Source organism: Micromonospora sp. NPDC048871 (genome assembly GCF_043198155.1).
Lineage (GTDB): Bacteria > Actinomycetota > Actinomycetes > Mycobacteriales > Micromonosporaceae > Micromonospora.
Genome location: NZ_JBICUM010000025.1, coordinates 1 through 21233, shown reverse-complemented (window position 1 = coordinate 21233; position 21233 = coordinate 1). Strand labels below are relative to the sequence as shown.

Below are 21233 nucleotides of genomic sequence, written 5' to 3'. Positions count from 1 at the left end.
CCGACCACCGTGTGGATCAACAAACCAGCAGCTCAACCCGCAGATCTACAGAACACCTGACCACGAAAACGTCTCACTTGACTTGACAGGTTCCGCTCCTCGTACAGCGGCGATAGGTTCGCTGGAGCTTATGGAACCCCTACGACAGACAGGAACCGATGCAAGCCTGTGGACGTTGCCAGCGCGCGGTCGGCGGCATTTGCGGATCCGCATCCGCGACGAGCCGAAGATCCGGACGACCACGCCGCGGCGGATCCGTTAGCCTGACTGCGGTGGTCCGCCACCGACTGCGCTTCCACGTGACAGACCACGTGAATCATCGCGGAGAGACCTGAGCAGCTCAGGACATGTCCGGGTGGGGTGCGGCGCATTGTTGCGCCGACTTCATACCGCCGGTGCCCGACATCGGCAGACGAGAGGACATGACATGTCGTCGAAGGATGAGAAGAACCTGACGCAGGTGCTCGACAGGATCTCGAAGATGGACGAGCCGATCCGTTCGACGATGCAGCGGGTGCACGACATCATCATGGCCGCGGCGCCAACCCTGAAGCCGCGCATCTGGTACGGCATGCCCGCCTACGCGAAGTCGGCAAGCACACCCGCGCTCGTCACGCTGCGCATGGACGAACGATTGAACCTCGCGATCACCGAGAAGGCCGAGTTCCGCGCGGCAGGCGGCGCGGACGGTGGGCTGATGCCGGCCGCGTGGTACTTCGAGACGGTGGATGCCGTCACTGAGAGGCGCATCGCCGAGATCGTCCGCTCCGTGGTCGACTGATCGTCCGCACCCCCGCTCCCGGGATGAGGGTGGACCGCACCTCGTTCCGGGACGGGCCGAGGTGCGGCATGTGCGCACGGAACCAACTATCGATGTCCGATGGCGAGCGCAAAGCGGCAATAGCGGATGGTGTGACGCCGTTACTTCAGGTTCACTGTTCATGGCCATCGCCGGAACTATGGCGTAGCTCGAGCCCTCTCGCAGCGTGGCCGCGGGCGTTCAGCTCCAATCGGGCGGCGCTTGAGCGTAGGCGGGTGGTAGGTGAGGCCAGCTCAGCGGGCGGCCGTCGAGTTGACCCGGTGGGCTGATCCCGCTCCACCCGTTTCCGAGAGCTGTCCGGTAGGTGTCGGCTTGGCGCTTCGGGTCATCGCCCGCGCTCTGCCTGGCCGGCATGATGCCTTGATCGAGCAGCCATCGTGCCGTCCTGGCGAGGCATACAGAGACATGGGTGGCGTCGCCGGTACGGGCGCGTCGACCCAGTGCAGCCAGTGCACCAGCAGCGATGAGGTAGCCGGTGGCGTGGTCGAGCAACTGACAGGGAAGGGCGCCGGGTTGGATGCCATCCGTGCTTGTGGCCCAGCCGATGCCGGTGGCAATCTGCACCAGGCTGTCGAAACCGCGCCATGTCCCCCAGGTTCCAGCCGTTCCCCAGGCCGAAAGCGTGACGACGATGGTGCCGGGGTGCTGGTCCGCAACTTGGTCAGGGTCCAGACCGAGACGGCGCAAGGCTCCGGGTCGGTAGCCGGTCACGAGAACGTCGGCCTGGTCGAGAAGGCGATGCAGAGCTTGACGGCCGTTCTCCGTGCTGGCATCCAGGCTCGCGCTTGCCTTACCGATCACTCCATCGATGGCGTGCAGCGCCAACTCCGGGCGATGCGGATCATCGACTCGTAGCACGTCGGCACCGAGCGCGCCCAGCATTCGAGTACCAACGGGGCCGGCGATGACTCGTGTCAGATCGAGCACCTTCACCCCCGACGCCGGAAGCCAGCCCGGTTCGGCTAGCGGCAGCGGCCCACGGCTGAGCGGCACCATGCTCACGAGCGGAGACGTCCCCATCGCGCTGTTCTGGTCGTCTGCTTGCCACTGGGCCTGCGTACGAGCCGCCACGGCCAGCCCTCCCGCGGCGTACACAGCACGCTCAACCTCCAACGCCGGGCGCGCAGCAATGACGTCAGCCAACCGCGCCTGAACCTCGGCGTCACGATCGTCGTTTACACCGAGGGACACCAGCAGAGCCGCCCGATGCCACGGGTAGTTCGCATGTGTACGCACCCAACCGTCTGCAGCCCGCCACAATCGAGACAGCGGAGCGAAGCCATCGATCCCCCGCCCGTCCGCGTCGCGAAGCCAAACCTCGCTGCGCATCGCCGCCGCCACATGCGCCCTGTCGACTGCGATATCAGGCCAGCGACCGGTGCGTGCAAAAGCCAGATCAGCGGCAGCAGTGAGACAGGCGGCCACGGACCCGATTGCGCATTCGGCGACTGCGAGCGGTGACGCCAGCACCGCCGGCTGTGGATCTCCGGCCAGCCGGGGCCCGGCGATGTCCATCAGCCCCAGGTCCGCCAGTACGCCGTCCAACAGAGTCACCATGCAGACACCTTTCCAGACTCGTCGGGAGCGTCGCGACGAACGTCCTCATCTCGGAAGTCGGACGTTGCCGGGCGCAGGGCTGCGGACCACATGCCTGGCCGAGCGAGCGTCGCTCCTCAGGCCCGGCAGACGATCTCGCCGTGCAGCACGACGAACCAGGCATCCGCTGCTTCGGCCCACTCCCGCCAGCCGTCCGAGATGTTGCGTAGGTCCTGGGCCGTGGCGACGCCTGCGGTCAGTACCTGTCGGGCCAGGTCCGAATTCAGGATCCGCTCGGCCCACATCCCGCCCCACCATTGCCGGTCCTCCGGGGTGGCGAAGCACCAGGTGCTCGCCGTCGCCCTGACGTCGGTGAATCCGGCGGCCTGCGCCCAGGAGAGCAGACGCCGCCCGGCGTCCGGCTCGCCGCCGTTGGCGCGGGCGGCCTGCTGGTACAGGGCGAGCCAGTCGTCGAGCGCCGGTACGCGAGGAAACCAGGTGAACGCGGCATAGTCGCTGTCCCGCGCGGCGACGATTCCACCGGGACGGCAGACCCGGCGCATCTCGCGCAGCGCCTGGATCGGATCGGCGACATGCTGAAGCACCTGGTGGGCGTGGACGACGTCGAACGTACCGTCGGGCAGGTCCAGCGCGTGGACGTCGGCGACCGCGAAGTCGATGTTGCCCTGACCACGGGCTTCGGCCTCGGTGCGGGCGAGTTGCAGTGCGTCGTCGGTGATCTCGACGGCGGTGACTCGTCCGGGTGCCACGCGGGCGGCCAGGTCGACGGTGATGGTGCCCGGTCCGCAGCCGACGTCGAGCACCGACAGGCCCGGCGCGAGGTGCGGCAGCAGGTACGCCGCCGAGTTCTCGGCGGTACGCCACCGGTGCGAGCGCAGCACCGACTCGTGGTGTCCGTGGGTGTAGACGTTCGGTGCGGCCGGCATGCGCGAATCCCCTCGATCGACTACGGCGACCGTAGTCCTGCCGTCCCGAAATGCGGTAGGAAAATCCTATATAACGGGAGAGCGCAACCGGAGCGGACGGCTGGTCACTGCTTTTTCCGGAGCGCTTGCCACGCCGCGTGGAGCAGCGCGCCTGTCCGGTACAACGCGTACAGCGCCCAGACGGTGGCCAGCGGCACACCGACGAGGAGGAGAAGCGCACCGCCCAGGTAGTGGGTGCTCTCCACCAGCCAGCCGCCGGTCACCGCAACCGAAGCCGCGACGAGGGCCCAGGCCAGGACGCGGCCGAATTTGGTGAACGACACCCACAGGTGGGCGGTTCCGACGCCGCCTGACTCCATCGGGTCGCCCACCTGGGACTGTAGGGCGAGAGCGTCGATCTCCCGGGCTACGGCCCGGTCGGTCTCGTGTGGCGACTCGCGCAGCACCGCCGACAGAGCGTGCAGGTCGCCGTGGTCACGAAGCCGTCCGGTCCGCGGATCGCCGAGCAGCACCACGCTGTTCTGGAACACGAGCAGCCCGGCCTTGCCGTAGCCACGTGTCGCCCCCGGTGGCAACAGAACGACGTTGCCGCCGTGCATGTCCTCGCGGTGAGCGTAGTCGCCGATCGCCCGAACGAGTTCCGTACCGTCGATCACCACCTCGACCTCGACGAGGTCGGTGGCCTGGTCGAACATCGTGACGAACCGCCGGTACGCAGTGATCACCGCGAGCAGGCCGAGCACTGCCACCGCGGCGCCGAGCAGTTCGTGAAGTCCTGCGGTGAAGTTGGTGAGCAGCAGCGCCGGGACGACGGCGAACAGGTACCAACCGGCGAAGAGCAGGGCTCGCCGCCGGTTCAGCCAGCGCTGCGTTCGCACGCCCGGCGCGCCAGGCGGGAACGGGCGGAGAATCCTCCCGCCGTCGGGCTGCTGCCGGGCGTCCTCGGCCACCAGCATCAGGTTGAGGCGGTGGGCGCGAACCTCGAGGCGATCACCGGCCAGACCTGCCAGGTCGCGGACGAACTGCCGCTCCTCGATGCTCAGGTCGCGCAGGTCGAACAGCCGCACCGCCGGCAACTCGTCCACTGTGGCCTTCAGATCGTCCGGAACGTCCCAGCTGACGTCGGGCGCCGGCACCAGGTAGAGCGCGGAAACCCACCGAAGGCCCTGGCCCTCGACCTCCCGGCTGTCGATCACCACGGCTGAGATCTCGGCCCATCGCAGGTCGCGTCGGTACCGACCGATCCGCACCGCCCAGCCGTCCCGGTCGACATCGACCTGAAACCGCTGCCACGCCCCTTGGAGGCAAGCGGCTGCCATGAACAGGGCGACCAGCGAGAGCACGCCGATGCAGAGTCGGCCGGACACCGTGGCGCCGTCAGTGAACTGCAGGCTCACCAGATAACCGAGGATTCCGAGCAGTACTGCCCCGAATCCTCCCATGAACACGCGGTCACTGACTGGACGGCGAAGCTTCATCGATTCATGGTGAACGATCCCGCTACTGCACTCTGTCAACCATCGAGCACTTCACCTCCTGGCCGGGCCAACCGCGAGCAGGCCGGCCGTGGTCAGTGCGGCCCAGAGTTCGTCAGGTACGGCGACCGCTGAGCGGCGTACGGTCTCGGTCGCCTGCGCCGCGTCGCGCACCCCGACCACCGTGGAGATCACGGCCGGGTGCCGGCGGACGAAGGCGAGGGCCGCCTGCGGCAGCGTCACGCCGTACGTCTCGCAGACTGCGGCGAGCCGACGGGCTCGCGCCAGCAACGCCGGTGGCGCCTGCTGGTAGTTGTAGTACGCGTCCGCCGGAGGGTGGTCCCGGGACAACAGCCCCGAGTTGTAGACGCCCGCGATCACCACGCCCACGCCACGCCGCTCGGCGGCCGGCAGCAGGTCACCGGCAGCACCTTGTTCGAGCAGGGTGTACCGGCCGGCGCACATCACCACGTCGACGTCGGTCTCCCGCACGAAGCGGGCCAGCATCGCGGACTGGTTCATGCCGGCTCCGATGGCGCCGACGACACCCTCGTCGCGCAGCTCGACCAGGGCCGGCACCGCCTGGTCGGCGGCCTGCTCCCAGTGGTCGTCGGGATCGTGCAGGTAGACGATGTCGATCCGGTCCAGGCCCAGCCGGTCGAGGCTGGCCTCGATGCTGCGACGTACCCCGTCGCGGCTGAAATCCCACACCCGCCGGTGGGTCGCGGGCACCTCGAAGCCCTCCGGGTCGGTCCGGTGCGCGTCCTCCGGTGAGGGCACCAGCAGCCGCCCGACCTTCGTCGACACCACGTACTCGTGCCGGGGACGGTGCCGCAGCGCGGCGCCGAGGCGTCGCTCGGAGAGCCCGAGTCCGTAGTGCGGCGCGGTGTCGAAGTAGCGGATGCCCGCCTGCCAGGCCGTGTCGACGGCCGCGGCGAACTCCTCGTCCGTGGTGACCCGGTAGAGGTTGCCGCCCTGCGCGGCGCCGAGGCCCAACTCGGTGAGGCGCACCGTCGGCCGCAGCGGCAACGACCGGGCACTCATGACGCCACCGTCCGGTGGATCTGTCCGTCGGGCCCGTGACTGTTGGGGGACGCCGGGGTGGGTGCCGCGACGGGCCACCGCCGGGTGGGCGGGACGCCGTCGGCCTCCGCCAACAGGCGGCGTCCGGCTCGTTCCGGGCGTACGTGCGGGCCCTCGGACGCCGGCGGCGGCGGACGCCGGTCGGCGGCGGAGATGCGTTGTTCGTCGAGGCGTACACCGAGTCCGGGTGAGTCCCCGAGGACGAAGGCGCCGCCTTCGACCTGGAGGTCGAAGGTGATGCCGACCGGTGCGGACAGGTCCTGTAACTCGCTGGTCAGATGGTTCGGCACCGAGGTGGCCGCGTGCAGCAGCCCCACCAGGCTGTTGCCGATCGGGCTGACCGGCAGGTCGTGCGCGTGCGCCAGGGCGGCCACCCGCAGGAAATGGGTGATGCCACCGACCGCGGCCGTCTGCACGATGTCGACGGCACCGGCGGCGATCAACGGCGGGTACTGCTCGAAACCGGTGAGGTTCTCGCCGGTGGCGATCGAGGCGCGGACCCCCCGCCCGACGGTGGCCAGGCCCTCGGCGTCCCAGCGCCGCACCGGTTCCTCGATCCAGATCAGGTCCAGGGTGCGTTCGAGTTCGCAGACGTGCCGGACGGCCTGCTTACGGGTCCAGGCCTCGTTGACGTCGAGCATGAGACCTGGCCGCCGCCCGTGCCCGGTCTCGGTCAGGACCTCACCGACCAACTCCAGTCGATGCCGGTCGCGTTCGATGTCGAGGCCGCCCTTGAGCTTGGCGGCCCGCAGCCCGTGCCGGGCATAGCCCTGGTACGTGGCGACGAGTTCGTCGTCGCTCAACGCGATGTCCAGGCCCGACGCGTACGCGGGGACCCGCCGGTCGCGTCCACCCAGCAGCCGCCACAGGGGCTCTCCGGCGATCTGCGCCTTGATGTCCCACAGCGCGGTGTCGAGTGAACCGATGGTGCCGAACACGGGGCCGGCGTGTCCCGCCTTGAAGGTGTGCCGCAGCATCCGGTCGTACAGCGTCGTCACCGCCCGGGGATCCTCGCCGTCGATGGCCGCGAAGATCCGTTCGATCTCGACGTGCGGGCCGATGCCGACGCCCGAGATGCCCAGGTCGGTGTCGACGACGACGATCGGCACCGGGACCACGCCGTCGGCGAAGACGCCGTTGGCGTCGCCGACCGGGCGTCCCCATTCCTGCACGGTGGTGAGCGTCCGGTATCCGGTGATCCGCATGTCAACCCTTCGTGGAGCCGGCGGCTACGCCGTCGGCGATCTGACGCTGGAGGAAGAGGTAGACCACCAGGACGGGGATGGCGGCGATCAGTACGCCGGAGGCGAAGGTGGGGATGTCGTCGGAGTACTGCCCCCGCAGGGAGGTCACCCCGACCATCAGGGTGCGGTGTTCGGCCGAGGGCATCATCACCAGTGACATGAGTACGTCGTTCCAGCAGAACAGGGCGTTGAGGATGCCGACCGACAGCAGGGCCGGGGTGCCCAGGGGAATCATGATCCGCCGGTACACCCCGTAGATGCTGTTGCCGTCGATCCGGGCCGCGTCGATGATCTCCGCCGGGATGGTCCGGTAGTAGCTGGTCATCAGGAAGACCGTGAAGGGCAGGAACTGGGCCACGTAGACCAGGATCAGCCCGGGGTAGGTGTCGATCAGGGCGGTGTCGGCCATGATCCGGGCCAGCGGAACCATGATCACTTGGAAGGGTACGAAGAGGCCCGCCAAGCAGCCGAGGAACAGCGCCGAGGAACCCCGGAACCGCAACTGGCTCAGGGCGAAGCCGGCCATCGAGCCGAACAGCAGCAGCAGGAGCACCGAGAAGGTCACCACGACCAGCGAGTTGACGAAGTACCGCCCCATCCCCACGCTGGTCCAGGCCGTGACGATGTTGTCCCACCGCAGGGCGTCGGTGAGGGCGAACCGGTCCAGGATGTAGTCCCGGCGGGTCTTCATCGCCACGTTGGCGGTGAACAGCAGGGGGTAGATCGTCGCCAGGGCCAGCAGGGACATCGGCAGGGCGATCAGCCACCGCCCACGCAGGTGGGACATCAGCTCTCCTTTCCGGCCCGCCTGAGCAGGTGGATCTGCAACAGCCCCACCACGAGCATGATCACGAAGAGCACGGTCGAGGCGGCCGAGGCCAGGGCGGGGCGGTTCATCTGGCCCTGCTGGATCCAGATGTAGTACTCCGGCAGGTAGGTGGAGCCCTCCGGGCCGCCGCTGGTCATCACGTAGAGCAGGCCGAACATCGAGGTCAGCATCCCGATCATCGTGGTCACGAAGACGAACTGGATGGTCCGGGACAGCCCTGGGATGATCACGTGTCGGATGACCTGGGGCAGGGCGGCCCCATCCACCCGGGCCGCGTCCAGCAGGGCACCGTCCAGGGTCGCGAACCCGGCCAGGAAGACCACCAGGGACATGCCGAAGGTGGCCCAGACATGCACCCCGACCACCACGAACTTGGCGATGTCCGGGTCACCCAGCCAGTCGGTGGGCGGGACACCGACCGAGCCGAGGAGGGTGTTGAGGGGGCCGTCGAAGGCGAGCAGCAGGTTGAAGATCGCCCCGACGATGACCGGGGAGAGCACCGCGGGGAAGAAGTAGACGCTGCGGTACACCCGGTGGCCGGGCACCCGCAGGTAGATGAAGGTGGCCAGCAGTCCGGGGATGGCCACCGCCACCGGTAGCAGCAGCACCAGCCACCCGACATTGCCCAGGGCGGTACGGAACAGCGGATCCGCCAGCAGTTCCCGGTAGTTGTCCAGGCCCACCACGGTGCCGTTGCGCACCCCGTCGCCGGTGAAGGAGAAGTTGACCCCCAGCACCAGCGGATACAGCCGCAGCACCACGATGATCAGCACGGCCGGGGCGACCAGGAGGTAGGGGGCCAGCCGCTCGCCGCGCGGCCGACCCGGGGCGCCCCGACCGACCCGGCGGCGTACGGTGTCGGCCGCCGCCGGGTCGGTCCGCCCAGCCGGACGGACCGACGGCCGCGTGTCTCCGATCGGCACCCGCTCAGCCCGCCTGGTCGGAGGCGGCCAACTGCTTCACCACCTCGTCCACGGTGATCGAGCCGCTGAGCAGTTGCTGGGAGAGCCGTCCCATCAGGTCGATCGTCTTGGAGGAGAGCGCCACGTGCAGGGCCGGCTTGCCACCGCGCAGGGCCGAGACGATGCCGGCGACGGCCGGGCCGCCCTGGGAGACGTCGATGGTGGTGTCGGCGGCGATCGCCCCGGCGTCGGCGTAGAAGGCCTTGAGCGCCTCGGTCGAGGTCAGGGAGCGCACCAGGTCGGCGGCGACCTCGGGGTCCTTCGTCCACTTGGCGACCGCGTACCCGATGCCGCCGTCGTAGGCCAGGCTGGGGGTGGTGCCCGCGGTGACCACCGGGGCACTCATCACCCCGAGGTCGTCGGGGGTGATGAACTCGCTGAAGTCCTTCCAGTGCCCCACGTCGGACATCAGCCCGATGATGTGGGCCGCCTTGCCGGACTGGAAGATCGCAAAAGAGTCGTTGAACATGGCGGTGGAGTTGGCCCCGTCGTTGTTCAGGCCCGCCTTGCCGGCCTCCTGCCAGAGGGCGAAGACCCGCTTGACGTTCGGCGAGTTCCAGTCCCGCTTGCCGGCGATCCAGTCGTCGTACTCCTGGGCGGTGAGGATGCCGGAGCCCAGGGCCGAGAGCCAGAACTGGATGCCGGCGCCCTCCTTGTTGCCCAGGGCGAAGCACTTGGCCCCGGCCCGGGCGATGGCCGCGCAGTCGGCCAGGAACCTGTCCCAGGTGGTGGCCGGGGTCGCCGGGTCCAGCCCGGCCTTGGCGTAGAGGGCCTTGTTGTAGTAGATGGGGTGGCCCTGGAGGGTGACCGGGGCGGCGTAGGTCTTCCCGTCGGCGGTGAAGGCCTCCCAGCCGGCCAGGCGCTGCTTGTCCTCGGCCACCTGCTCGTCCAGTGGCACCAGGGCGTCCACCCGGTCCCGGATCTGGCCGCCGCCGTTGAACAGCATGACGTCCGGGCCCTTGCCAGCCTGGATCGCCGCACCCAGCAGGGTGTAGTACTGGTCGAAGGGCTGCGCGACGAACTCCACGCTGACCCCGGGGTGCTTGCGGGCGAAGTCGGCCTTGGCCTTGTCGAGGTACTGGGCGGCGGAGGCCTCGCCGGACTTCCAGTCCCACACCACCAGCTTGTCCGCCGAGCCGCCGGAGGAGTTGCCCGGCCCGCCGGCGCTTCCGCAGCCCGCCATCGTCACCAGTCCGACAACGAGGGCGGCCGACCATAACGCACGCTTTTTCATCGTTGTTCACCTCTGTACGGGGAGGGCTGGCGGACCGGCCGCCAGGCCGACAGTCGATCGATGGAACGTAACTCGTATGACGTCTGACGGTCAACGGGCGAGACGTACACTGATCTCCTTGGACGTCGTGCCACGGCAGAGCAAATCGGAGGGGACATGACGCCACCGCAGGAGACGACCCTGGACGGCCTGGCCAGCCCGGCCTGGGTCCGGCGACCCACGAACCTCGGCAGGGCGGTCACCGCCGAGCTGGTGCAACGCATCGTCCGTGGGGTGCACCCCTCCGGCACGGCCCTGCCCCCCGAACCGGTGCTCTGCGAGACCTTCTCGGTCAGCCGCACGGTCGTCCGGGAGGCGGTCAAGGTCCTTCAGGAGAAGGGCCTGGTGCAGGTCCGTCAGGGCGCCGGCACCATGGTCACCCCCCAGTCGATGTGGGACATGCTGGACGAACTCGTGTTGGCCGCCACCATCGCCGAGGACGACAGCCTGGCCATCCTGGACGACCTCGTGGTCACCCGGCGACTGCTGGAGTCCGACATGGCCCATGTCGCCGCCCGGCTGGCCGACCCGGAGACCCTCGACCGGCTCCGTGCCCTGGTGGACCGGATGGACGAGCTGGTCGACGACCAGGTCGCCTACCACGACCACGACCGGGCCTTCCACGATGTGGTGATGCAGGCCTCCGGCAACCGCATCGCCCGTGGGGTCGTACGGTCGCTGGAGAGCCAGGTGGTCAACACCGCGCGCTACCTGGGTCGGACCCAGCGTTCACTGTGTGTGGCCTCCAACCGGGGGCACCGCCGCATCTACGAACGGATCGCCGCCCGCGATCCCGAGGGGGCCGCCGAGGCGATGTTCACCCACATCACCGAGGCGTGGCTGGTCCGCCGCAAGGGGTCCGGCAAGGCGACCCGCCTCCAGCGATGACCGTCCCGCCGGGCCGCCGCCACCCGGTGTCGTACGGGTGGCGACGGCCGACCGGCGCGGGTCAGGAGAACTGGGCGAAGAACCGCCAGATCTCACCCTTGGTCCAGGTGGTCACCCCGCTTTCGGCGTACGTGCCGTCCACCGGGCCGGGCATGTGCCCGTTGTCGAAGGCGGCCCACTGCACCGGGTAGCCCGCCCGGCAACCCGAGTAGGCCGTGGTGATGTGGGTACGGCTGCCCGCCCCCGGCTCCGGCGGGTTCTGGGCGTTGCAACCGTTGTTGCGGACGAAGGTGTCGCGCAGCGACCGCCCCTGGCCGATGCTCAGCACGTTGTCCGAGATGCCGTGCAACCCGAAGTAGGCGATCGGCTGGTTACCACCGGCACAGCCGCTGATCTGCCCACCGGCGATCACCGCCACCGCCCGGAAGACCTCGGCCCGGGCACAGGCCAGGGCGTAGCTCATGCCGCCACCCCAGCTGAAGCCCAGGGCGAAACGCTGCCGGGGGTTGACGCAGAGGGCGCTCTCGATCTGTCTGATCATGTCGTCGACGAAGACGACGTCCTCACCGCCGGCGTTGCCCCACCCGTTGCCGAGCCCCTGGGGGGCCACCAGGATGGCGGTGTTGTTCGACTGTTCCTGCTGGCCGTAGTACGACCAGGCGGCACCGCTGGTCCCGCCGTAGGCGACATCCTGCATGGTGCCGCCCCGCCAGTGGAACCCGAAGATCAAGCGGTAGGGGTTGTTCTGGTTGTAGTTGGCCGGCACCCGCAGGATGTACGACCGACTCTTGCCGCCGCTGGAGATCGTGTGGGTGCCGCTGGACAGGGTGGGCGCCTTGCCGCAGCCCGTGCCCCCGGTGGGCGGGGGTGGGGTGGTGCCCCCGCCGTCGACCCGGACGAGCTGCCACTGCTGGTTGCTGCCGTTCCAGTCGGCGTACTGCACGATGTTGCCGCCGTCGGCCGTCGAGGCGCCCTGCACCTCCACCACCTTGTTGCTGTGCCGGCTGATCAGCCGGACGTGGCCGCCGTCGGAGTCGGCCAGCCGGAACTGCTGGTTGGTCCCGTTGTGATCGGCCCACTGCACGATCGCGGCCCCGTCGGCGGTGGAGAAGTTGTAGACGTCCAGGACCTTGCCGGAATGCCGGGACTTCAGCCGGTAGAACCCGCCTCCGGAGTCCACGAACTGCCACTGCTGGTTGGCGCCGTTGTTGCGGGTCCACTGGCTGATCCGGGCACCGTCGGCGGTCGACGCGGCGTACAGGTCCAGGGCCTTGCCGCTGTTGCGGTTCACCAGGACGTACCAGGCGTTGGTGTCAGGCGTGGCCGCGGCGGCCGGGGTGGCGTGCACCGCGACCAGGGTGCCGGCGGCCAGGACGGCGGCGGACAACACCGCCAGTCCGGACCGCCATCTGCGGCGCGGTGGAGAGGCGGGACGGGCCTCACCGATGACGTTCATGGCCGACTCCTTCGATCGGGTCTGCCTCGGGGCGTGCGCCCGAGGGTGCCCGGCCGTGCCGGCAATCCGGTGGTGGCGCCGACCGGGCCTGGAGGACACCGGGGGTGGCCTCGCCGATCCACCGGCGAGGCCACCGCTGTCATCCGATCAGCGTTGCAGGGTCAGTACGCCCGGACGGTACGGCAGCAGGCCGTAGTCGCCGCCGGAGTTGGGGGCCCGGCCCTGGTAGAGCAGTTGCAGGTTGCAGGGGTCGATCGTCATGGTCTGGTCGGCGTTGGAGCGGATCAACTCACCGTGGCTGATGTCGTTGGTCCAGGTCGCGTTGCTGTTGGCCTTGCCGGCGAAGGGGTTGCTCTCGCTGGCGGCCTGGGGGGTCCAGGTGCCACCCAGGCTGGTGGCGGTGAAGGACCGGAAGTAGCGGCCCTGCGACCCGATCGCCTCGACGATCATGAGGTACCGGTTCTGGCCCTGGAGCTTGTACACCTGCACGCCCTCGAACAGGTTGTTCGTGGTGTCGGTCATGATCGTGGTGTAGTTCGATCCGAAGCTGCCCGGGAAGTTCCCGATCGGCATGCTGGCCCGGTAGATCCGGCCGTTGTCCCCGGCGAAGAACAGGTACATGTTCTGGTCGTCACCGATCAACGCCTGATCGATCGGACCGGTACCCGAGTTCGAGATCGACCCGGTGAACAACGTCTGCGCCGACGACCAGCTGTTGACGTTGGTGGGGTCGGTCGAGGTCCGGTACGAGAAGGCCGGTCCACCCCACTGGTAGGCGAGCACCCAGATGTTGCGCGGGGCGAAGTAGAACAACGACGGCGCGACCGCCGCGAAGGGCATCTGGTTCTGGCTGGCCGAACCCATCTGGTTCCAGTTCGAGAACAGACCGAAGTTCATCGAACCCCAGGTCGTACCGGTGTCATGCGTGGTGGCGTAGACCAGGTGCTGACCGTTGTACGGCGCGTGGGTGAAGTCCTTCAACGACACCCAACCCGCCCTCGGCTGCGCCAGGGCACCGGTCGAGGACCACCGGTACGACGACGGCAGGTTGCAGGTGGTGGGCGGCGGAGTCGTCGGGGGCGGGGTGGTGGGCGGTGGGGTGGTCGGCGGCGGGGTGGTGCCGGGTGGCGGGGTGGTGGGGGTGGTGCCGCCGGTGCAGGTCACCCCGTTGAGGGCGAAGCTGGTCGGCACCGGGTTGCTGCCGCTCCAGGACCCGTTGAAGCCGAACGAGGTCGTGCCGTTGGTGGAGATGTTGCCGTTGTAACTGACATTGCGGGCGGTGACCGTCGCGCCGCTCTGGGTCAGCTCGGTGTTCCAGAACTGGGTGACCCGCTGCCCCGCACCGAAGGACCAGGTCAGGGTCCAACTGGTCACCGGGTCACCCAGGTTCGTGATGGTGACGTTGGCGCCGAAGCCGTCCTGCCACTGTGACGGCACCTCGTACCGCACCGAGCAGCCGGCCGCCGCCGCGCTGGCCGGCAACGCCACGATGGCCACCGACGAGGCCAGCAACGCCACCCCGGCCGAGGCCAGCAACACGTTTGTTCGCCTGAATCTGGACATACCGCGACCTCCCGCCCGGCAAGACCACCTGATATTGCCGGTCATCAATGTTAGGTTAACGTTAACAGCTGCGTCCGGTACATTACGGGAGCGCTCCCATCCCATCAAGGATGGTCGATAGAAAGTCGCCGCCATCCGGGACGAGATCGATGGTTTCACCGTCCACCGGGGAGCGCGGACAGGGCCGACGCAGCGCCGCGCCGGTCGCAACGAAAGGTGAACGTTCACTCTCGAAGGGCACGGCAGCGATGAGAGACGTCAAGAGAAGATTCAGGGTCAACGCCGCTCGGGTGACCACCGGTGCCGTACTGCTGGCCTCGGCCGGGGTCGCCGTGGCACTGCCGGCCGGGGCGGCAGCCGCCGGCTGCTCGGTCAACTACGCGGTGTCGTCGGAATGGCAGGGCGGCTTCGGCGCCAACGTCAGCATCACCAATCTCGGCGATCCGGTCACCAGTTGGACCCTGACCTGGAACTACAGCGCCGGGCAGCGGGTCACCGAGGCCTGGAACACCACCCTTAGCCAGAGCGGCGCGACCGTCACCGCCCGCAATGTCAGCTACAACGGCAGCATCCCGACCAACGGCACGACCTCGTTCGGCTTCAACGGATCATGGTCGGGCAGCAACCCCGCCCCGACCAGCTTCGCCCTCAACGGGGTGACCTGCACCGGCGGCACCACCCCCACCACTCCCCCACCCCCGACGACTCCGCCGCCGACCAGCCCGCCCCCGACCACCCCGCCGCCCACCGGCCCGGCGGACATCACGGTCAACAGCAACACCCGCTACCAGACGGTCGACGGATTCGGCGCGGCCACCCCGATCTGGGGCGGCACCTGGTCGACCTCGGACACCCAGACCCTGGTCGGTCTCGGCCCCAACCAGCTCGGGCTGTCCATCGTGCGTACCGGCATCTCGCCGGTCTCCGGCGAGTGGTCGACCCAGGTCAACGCCCTGCGTACGGCGAAGTCCTCCGGATCTGGCGTGAAGATCCTCGCCTCGCCGTGGACCGCACCGGCGGAGTGGAAGACGAACAACAGCCGGATCAACGGCGGCAAGCTGCGCACCGACCGCTACGCCGACTACGCCAACCACCTCAACAGCTACGTCCAGTACATGCGCAACCAGGGCGTGACCATCGATGTCACCTCGGTGCAGAACGAGCCGGACTGGCACCCCGACTACGACTCGATGGACTGGAGCGGCACGGAGCTGCGCAACTTCGTCCGTGATCACGGCACCCGAGTGCAGAACACCAGGCTGATGGTCGCCGAGGCGGTGAACCTGAACTACACCTACACCGATCCGACCCTCAACGACACCACCGCCCGCAACAACATCGGCTACATCGGCGGCCACCTGTACGGCACCGAGGCCTCCGGTCGGCTGCGCTCGTACCCCCTGGCCGACCAGCACAACAAGCCGGTGTGGATGACCGAGTGGAACCTGCACGCGGCCGACGGCAACGGCTCCAACATCTGGGGCAACCCCGCCAACCTGGCGGTCTGGAACGAGACCCTGGACGACATCATGCGTACGGTGCACCGGTCGATGGAGGCGAACTGGACCGCCTACATCTGGTGGTACGGCAAGCGGTACTACTCGTTCATCGGTGACGGCGAGGCCGCCTTCGGCACCACGGCGGGGGCACCCCTCAAGCGGGGGTACGCCTTCTCGCAGTACTCCAAGTACGTCCGCCCCGGCTACCAGCGGATGGCCCTGACCAAGAGCACCAAGGCCAATCCGCTGGAGGTGACCGCCTACACCGGAGGCGGCAAGACCACCCTGGTGATCCTGAACCGCTCGACCAGCGCGGTCAACAACGCCGTGATCCAGGTGCCGCAGGGCATCACCCGGGCCGAGCACTACCTGACCTCGCAGAACGCCAACGCGGCCAGTCAGTCCGTCAGCGTGAACGGCGGTCAGGTGAGCGTCAACGTCGGCGCCCGCAGCATCTCCACGGTCGTCCTCACCCACTGATCCGATCGGCAGCGGTGGCAGTTCGACTGTCCGGTTCTTTGCACATCGGCCAGGCCAACTGCCACCGCTCACCGGGCGGGTCGGCATTCATTCGCCCAGTTGAGCGGCAGCACAGCCACAAGCGTCGGCACTCCTGCGCCGGATCCGCGATTCCGGCCTTTCGCATTTCCCTGGGCGAAAGTGTCATCGAAAATCTGTGGCGAGGCTTGACGGCCCCATTTACTTTCGCGGCAGGAGGCCGCGACTACATCGATTGCCGGTGCCAGTGCGCGGATCATAAAATGATCATGTGGCGTGGCAATTCTTCGCAGCCCCGACTGGTCACCGCGATGGCAATGATCATGATCCTGGTAAGCACATCCTCCGGCTGTGGCCCCGCCGCGAAGGCCATCGGCACCATCGCGCTGGAAATCGGCAAGGAGGTCGTCGTCAGCTTCGGCGCGGACTACATCCGGAAGATCCTCTCTAAGGACGAGGCGGAGGGCCAACCCACCGTGGTCGTCAGCCACGGGGACGCCGCCGGAAACATCGTTGGCGAACTCTACGTCGTGCTGGGCACCAACAGAATCACAGTTGACGTGGTCCAGGGCAACGTTCGCATCGTGCTCGATGGCAACGGAGTGGCGCTGGCGGTCGCACCGGGTGCCGTCGCCAGCATCGAGATCAACGCTGACGGCGGTGGCCAGGCCGTCACCTCCAGCGCCGAAGACCAGGCGGTACTGCTGGACAACATCATCAAATGGTCCGGGCGTAGCCGTAGCCTCCTGTTCGATGCGCTGGCCGACCTGGAGTCGTGCAGGAACCCGGCGGGGGCGACAGATGATCTGCGGGAGGTCGCGGACGGCCGGATCCGCCAGATCGAGGCCCTTGAGGAACTTGACGTGTCGGCCTTGCCGAAGGGCGCCGCACTGCGGAAAACACTGGTGGAGGCGCTGCGCCATTCCCTGCAGGCGGATGACGCCTTTGTCCGCTGGGGTGAATACGTACAGCTCTCCGGGTGCCGGAAAGGCGCCGACTGGCACGACGGCATGAGTTACTCGCGCGAGGCCACGGCGGCCAAAAAGAAATTCGTCAAGATGTGGAGACCGGTCGCCGTCAAATACGGGCTGACCATTTACCGCGAGCACCAGGTCTGAACCGACAGAAGCACCTCGCAGCGGTGGCGGTTGGGCTGTCCGGTGTTGTGTGCACCGGCCAGTCCAACTGCCACCGCTCAGCGGGTCAGGTGGGTGGGCAGGCTGGTCACCACGATGCCCGGGTGGCGGCGCAGGGCCCGTCGTAGTCGCTGTTCGGTGCGGTAGTGCAGCACCCGCTGCCAGGGGTGGTCGACCACCACCTCCGGTACGACCACGGTGAGGGTCAGGTCGGGGTGGTGCAGCCGCAGCGCGGCAGCGTACTCCGCCAGGGGTTGGATGATCACGCGATGCGGCGACAGGATGATCTCCAGCGGGATGTGGTCGCCCCAGGTGTCCCACTGGGTGCGGAACCGTTCGGCCTCCGTACCCTCGGGGCTGACATGCAGGGCCAGCGCCGGTTGGCCGAGCGAGCCGACGTAGGCGAGGGTGCGCAGCGCCGCCTGGTTGAGGCGGGCCACCGGGACGAGGAACAGATGCCGTACCTGCTGCGGGACGACGGCGGGTGGCGCGTCCTCGGCCGGGTCCACCGAGGGCGGGTGGTCGGGGTGCAGGCCCAGGGCCTGTTGGACGTGGTCGTAATGTCGGCGCACCCGGAGGAACAAATAGATCAACAGGGGTACGGCGAGCACCACCGCCCAGGCGCCCTCGGTGAACTTCGTGACCGCGGCGGTCACCAGGACGACCGCCGAGAGGGTCGCACCGAAGCCGTTGATGGCCGCGCGCCGCCGCCAGCCGGGTTCGCGGTGGTGTCGCCAGTGGTTGACCATGCCGGTCTGGGAGAGGGTGAAGGCGAGGAAGACCCCGACCGCGTAGAGCGGGATCAGGGAGTGGGTCTCGCCGCCGAAGGCCACCAGAATCGCCGCGGCGGCGACCGCGAGGGCGATCAGCCCGTTGCTCAGCGCCAGCCGGTCGCCCAGGTGCAGAAAGCGGCGGGGCACGTACCCGTCGCGGGCCATGAAGTACAGCAGACGCGGCAGATCGTTGAAGGCAGTGTTCGCCGCCAGCAGCAGCACCAGCGCCGTCGCGGCCTGGATGATCGCGTACCAGGGGCCGGTGGGGAAGGTCAGCCGGGCCAACTGCGACAGCAGGGTCTGGTCGGCACGGGGCACCAGACCGTTGAGGTGGAACAGCAGGGTCAGCCCGGCGAACAGCACGATCAGGATGCTGACCATCCAGGTCAGCACGGTGCGGGCGTTGCGCCACGCGGTGGGACGGAACACCGGTACCGCGTTGGAGACCGCCTCGATGCCGGTCATCGAGGTGGCCCCGGAGGCGAAGGCCCGCAGCACGACCAGCAGACCGAGCCCTTCCACCGCAGGTGTCGGCGGCGGGGCCACGACGCTGAATCCGTCGGCTGCGGCCCGGACGAACCCGGCGGCTATCAGCCCGAGGACGGCAACGAGGAAGAAGTACGTGGGCACGGCGAAGGCATTGCCGGCGACCCGGATGCCGCGCAGGTTGCCGATCAGCAGCACCCCGATGACCGCCAGCGCCAGCGGCACCCGATATGCGGCGAGGGAAGGCAGCGCCGAGGTAACTGCGGCGACCCCGGCGGACACCGAGACCGACACGGTGAGCACGTAGTCGAGGACCAGCCCGGCCGCGGCGGCCAGGCCGGCACGCGGCCCCAGGCTGTCGCTGGCCACCAGGTACGACCCGGCGCCGTGCGGGTAAGCCCGGACGGTCTGCCGGTACGAGGTGCCGACGGCGAGCATCAGCACCACCAGGGCCGCCGCGATCGGCAACGACAGCCCGAGGGCACCGCTGCCGGCCAGCACCAGCACGACCAGCATCGCCTCCGGCCCGTACGCCACCGAGGAGAGCAGGTCGGAGGCGAGCACCGGCAACGCGATGACCTTCGACATCTTCTCCCGCAGGATCGAGGCACTGGTCAGCGGCGAGCCGAGCAGCAGCCGACGCAGTCCGCCGAGGACCCGCCCTTCGGCGGTGTCCGGTCGTTCCGCGATCGGGGTGGCGGTCAACTGACCGGGCGAGTCCGGCAGGAACAGCATGGCGGCCGGATGTGCGCCGCCCGGTGCCGAGGAGCGGATCTCTCCCGCCTGAGGGTCCACCGGCAGGGCCCGTACCGCGTCACCGACCTGCCATCGCGCGCCGACCTGCCGCAACACGCCGAGGTCGGCCGGGGACAGCGGCGGCAGTTCGGCGGAGGGGCTGAAGGTCGGTGACCCCGCGTCCTCCTCCGGGTCGTGCCCCGACCTGCCCACCCTGCCCCCGTTCCGTCGGTGGTGCCCGCACCGCTGAACGAGCTGGCCATGTCAGGATGGTGGATGTGACGGGCGCGGCTGTTGAGATCGCGGAAAATCGTCCGGAGTGTGGCCGGCACGACGACAACGCCCCGACCAGCGGCACCCCTTACCGTCCGGTGCCGCCCGATGTCGCCGCCGAACTGGTCGAGCGGATGGACCGGGACCAGGAGGCACGCTCCGGGGTGCCGGGCCAGGCTCGTGACGACACCTTCTGGGCCTGGGCCTGCCAGGTCGACGTCGACAACACGGCGTGGCTCAAGCAGGTCATCGACCGGTACGGCTGGCCTCGGCGTAGCGACGTCGGGCCGGAGGCGGCCGACGCCGCCTGGCTGCTCGCCCAGCACGCCGACCATGACCCGGACTTCCAACGCCGCTGCCTGGCCCTGCTCGATGAGGCGGTCCGCGACGGCGAGGCCAAACCCCGCCACCTGGCCTACCTCACCGACCGGGTCCTGCGCGCCGAGGGCAGACCCCAGCGGTACGGCACCCAGTTCTGGCACGGCCCCGACAACGCCGGTCCGCTGCAACCCCAGCCGATCGAGGACCCGGAGCACGTCGACGAACGCCGCCACACCGTCGGCCTGGACACCCTCGCCGAATACACCGCCCGCCTGCACACCCCCCCACCCCCACCCACCCACCCCTGAACCCGCCCCACCCGGTTGATCATGAGGTTTGCGGCATGTCAGAGATCAGGTAAAGCCCTTCGCTGCGCAGCAGGGTGAGGGCGTGCTTGACGATGGTCGTGGAATAGCCCCACCGCTGCTGTAGCTCCTTCTCGGTGGGGAGCTTGTCGCCCGGAGCCAGTTCACCAGAGAGGATCCGCGAGCGCAGGTCGTCCACGACGCGCTGGTAGTTCGGCGGTTCCTTGTTGGTCATGAACAGCCCTTCCGGGTCGGTGCAGCTGTCCGCGTCCAGTCGACCATGCACCCGAGGATTCAGCAGCGAGGGCTGCGGGGACTCATCGCCATTCGCCGATTGTGGCAGTGCAGCCGGCCCCGGCCCGGCGTGTAGAACAGCAGCACTGCCACGCAAACGGCACGGGCGCGAAGGCAGGCCCGCCAGCCCTCTTCTCGGTGCCTCAGTCGCGGACCTCGACGCACTGGTCGTGGCAGTTGAGGACAAGGCAGGGGGGTGACGGACTATCCCTCAACTCTGTGGATCGGCGGGTCTGCCATCGGCCCACAGCGACTCGAAGTGCTCCACGTACCGGTCGAATACTCCGCCGTCCTGCGCACGCCGCAGGTGCAGCGTCACCGAGTCCTGCCCGAGCCCGGCACCGATATGAGTGGCCACGATGGCCTCGTCGTCGAAGACCCACACGGACATGGCGATGTGGCGATCTGACAGCCGGACCGGGACTGCGGCATCGACCTTGCCGATCTCTGCGCGCGTCATCGCGATGCGCGTCGCCAACGTGAGCGGAGTCGCTTCCAGTCGGTCACGCTCGGCCGTGATCGGGCTGTCGGGGTCACCGAGCAGGAATCGCAGATCGGCCCCGGCGTCGGCCTTGGCGGCGAGGGTAGCGGCAGCGTCGGGCACTTCCAGCCACACAAAGTAGCTGGTGTACCCGCCGAACCACATTCGCGAGTTGGCACGCGCGATCGCCTCACGGAAGACCGCTCGGGGCAGGTCTGCACGGCGTGGGTACATGCCGACCAGCTCCCGGTCGGTCCCTACTGTCGGCGGCCAGTGAAAGATCCCCATAGGCGGCCATTTACCGCCCCGCTGATGGCCAGGGTTCTCCCCGTGGATGGCCAGATATCTCCCCGCTG

At 68.6% G+C, this 21233-nt stretch carries 18 protein-coding genes; 5 read left to right on the top strand and 13 right to left on the bottom strand.

All coding sequences use genetic code 11. The features are described 5' to 3' along the window. Positions 1-427: 427 nt before the first annotated feature. Entirely contained in the window at positions 428-781 is a 354-nt protein-coding gene (locus tag ACGFIK_RS27800; RefSeq protein WP_327026356.1) for a DUF1801 domain-containing protein, read from the top strand. Between the two features lie 219 nt (positions 782-1000). Here ACGFIK_RS27800 and ACGFIK_RS27795 read toward each other — a convergent pair whose 3' ends face one another. The 8 genes from ACGFIK_RS27795 to ACGFIK_RS27760 all read right to left on the bottom strand — a co-directional run bounded on the left by ACGFIK_RS27795 (position 1001) and on the right by ACGFIK_RS27760 (position 10130). After that, on the bottom strand, positions 1001-2377 hold the full coding sequence (locus tag ACGFIK_RS27795) for a CoA transferase (RefSeq protein WP_327026357.1): 1377 nt from the start codon (positions 2375-2377) through the stop codon (positions 1001-1003). A gap of 116 nt (positions 2378-2493) precedes the next feature. Beyond that, the gene (locus ACGFIK_RS27790) at positions 2494-3303 is read right to left on the bottom strand and encodes a methyltransferase domain-containing protein (RefSeq protein WP_327026358.1); all 810 of its coding nucleotides are present in this window, start codon (positions 3301-3303) and stop codon (positions 2494-2496) included. A gap of 104 nt (positions 3304-3407) precedes the next feature. After that, a complete protein-coding gene (locus ACGFIK_RS27785; RefSeq protein ID WP_327026359.1) occupies positions 3408-4781 on the bottom strand; it encodes a hypothetical protein in 1374 nt (457 codons plus the stop codon). 51 nt (positions 4782-4832) lie between these two features. Then, on the bottom strand, positions 4833-5822 hold the full coding sequence (locus ACGFIK_RS27780) for an aldo/keto reductase (protein ID WP_327026360.1): 990 nt from the start codon (positions 5820-5822) through the stop codon (positions 4833-4835). Continuing rightward, on the bottom strand, positions 5819-7066 hold the full coding sequence (locus ACGFIK_RS27775) for a mandelate racemase/muconate lactonizing enzyme family protein (RefSeq protein WP_327026361.1): 1248 nt from the start codon (positions 7064-7066) through the stop codon (positions 5819-5821). Before ACGFIK_RS27775 ends, ACGFIK_RS27780 begins: the two co-directional genes overlap by 4 nt. 1 nt (position 7067) lies before the next feature. After that, positions 7068-7892: a carbohydrate ABC transporter permease gene (locus ACGFIK_RS27770; protein ID WP_327026362.1), complete on the bottom strand. Its 825-nt coding sequence runs from the start codon at positions 7890-7892 to the stop codon at positions 7068-7070. After that, positions 7892-8857 carry a sugar ABC transporter permease gene (locus tag ACGFIK_RS27765; RefSeq protein WP_327026363.1) on the bottom strand — a complete coding sequence of 322 codons (966 nt, stop codon included), beginning with the start codon at positions 8855-8857 and terminating at the stop codon, positions 7892-7894. The genes ACGFIK_RS27770 and ACGFIK_RS27765 overlap by 1 nt, the downstream gene beginning before the upstream one ends. A 4-nt stretch (positions 8858-8861) precedes the next feature. Beyond that, the gene (locus tag ACGFIK_RS27760; RefSeq protein ID WP_327026364.1) at positions 8862-10130 is read right to left on the bottom strand and encodes an extracellular solute-binding protein; all 1269 of its coding nucleotides are present in this window, start codon (positions 10128-10130) and stop codon (positions 8862-8864) included. A gap of 156 nt (positions 10131-10286) precedes the next feature. Here ACGFIK_RS27760 and ACGFIK_RS27755 point away from each other — a divergent pair, with 156 nt between their 5' ends. Further along, a complete protein-coding gene (locus ACGFIK_RS27755; RefSeq protein WP_327026365.1) occupies positions 10287-11057 on the top strand; it encodes a FadR/GntR family transcriptional regulator in 771 nt (256 codons plus the stop codon). 61 nt (positions 11058-11118) lie between these two features. On the opposite strand, the gene ACGFIK_RS27750 is transcribed toward ACGFIK_RS27755, so the two are convergent. Continuing rightward, positions 11119-12513 (bottom strand): RICIN domain-containing protein, encoded by a 1395-nt coding sequence (locus ACGFIK_RS27750; RefSeq protein ID WP_393342153.1) that lies wholly within the window; start codon positions 12511-12513, stop codon positions 11119-11121. Between the two features lie 147 nt (positions 12514-12660). Beyond that, a complete protein-coding gene (locus tag ACGFIK_RS27745) occupies positions 12661-14076 on the bottom strand; it encodes a non-reducing end alpha-L-arabinofuranosidase family hydrolase (RefSeq protein ID WP_393342151.1) in 1416 nt (471 codons plus the stop codon). A 248-nt stretch (positions 14077-14324) separates the two neighbouring features. Here ACGFIK_RS27745 and ACGFIK_RS27740 point away from each other — a divergent pair, with 248 nt between their 5' ends. Further along, positions 14325-16055, top strand: coding sequence for a cellulose binding domain-containing protein (locus tag ACGFIK_RS27740; protein ID WP_393342149.1), 1731 nt, complete (start codon positions 14325-14327; stop codon positions 16053-16055). A gap of 14 nt (positions 16056-16069) precedes the next feature. Beyond that, positions 16070-17191, top strand: coding sequence for a hypothetical protein (locus ACGFIK_RS27735; RefSeq protein WP_327026369.1), 1122 nt, complete (start codon positions 16070-16072; stop codon positions 17189-17191). 77 nt (positions 17192-17268) lie between these two features. Here the strand turns inward: ACGFIK_RS27735 and ACGFIK_RS27730 are convergent, their stop codons facing one another. After that, the gene (locus ACGFIK_RS27730) at positions 17269-19416 is read right to left on the bottom strand and encodes an APC family permease (protein ID WP_393342146.1); all 2148 of its coding nucleotides are present in this window, start codon (positions 19414-19416) and stop codon (positions 17269-17271) included. Positions 19417-19472: 56 nt separating this feature from the next. Between ACGFIK_RS27730 and ACGFIK_RS27725 the strand changes: the two genes are divergently transcribed. Beyond that, the gene (locus ACGFIK_RS27725) at positions 19473-20105 is read left to right on the top strand and encodes a DUF6624 domain-containing protein (RefSeq protein ID WP_393342143.1); all 633 of its coding nucleotides are present in this window, start codon (positions 19473-19475) and stop codon (positions 20103-20105) included. A 19-nt stretch (positions 20106-20124) separates the two neighbouring features. Here ACGFIK_RS27725 and ACGFIK_RS27720 read toward each other — a convergent pair whose 3' ends face one another. Then, complete coding sequence (locus ACGFIK_RS27720) at positions 20125-20337, bottom strand: winged helix-turn-helix domain-containing protein (protein WP_327026372.1); 213 nt, start codon at positions 20335-20337, stop codon at positions 20125-20127. A gap of 270 nt (positions 20338-20607) precedes the next feature. Next, positions 20608-21165, bottom strand: coding sequence for an XRE family transcriptional regulator (locus tag ACGFIK_RS27715; protein ID WP_327026373.1), 558 nt, complete (start codon positions 21163-21165; stop codon positions 20608-20610). Positions 21166-21233 lie beyond the last annotated feature (68 nt).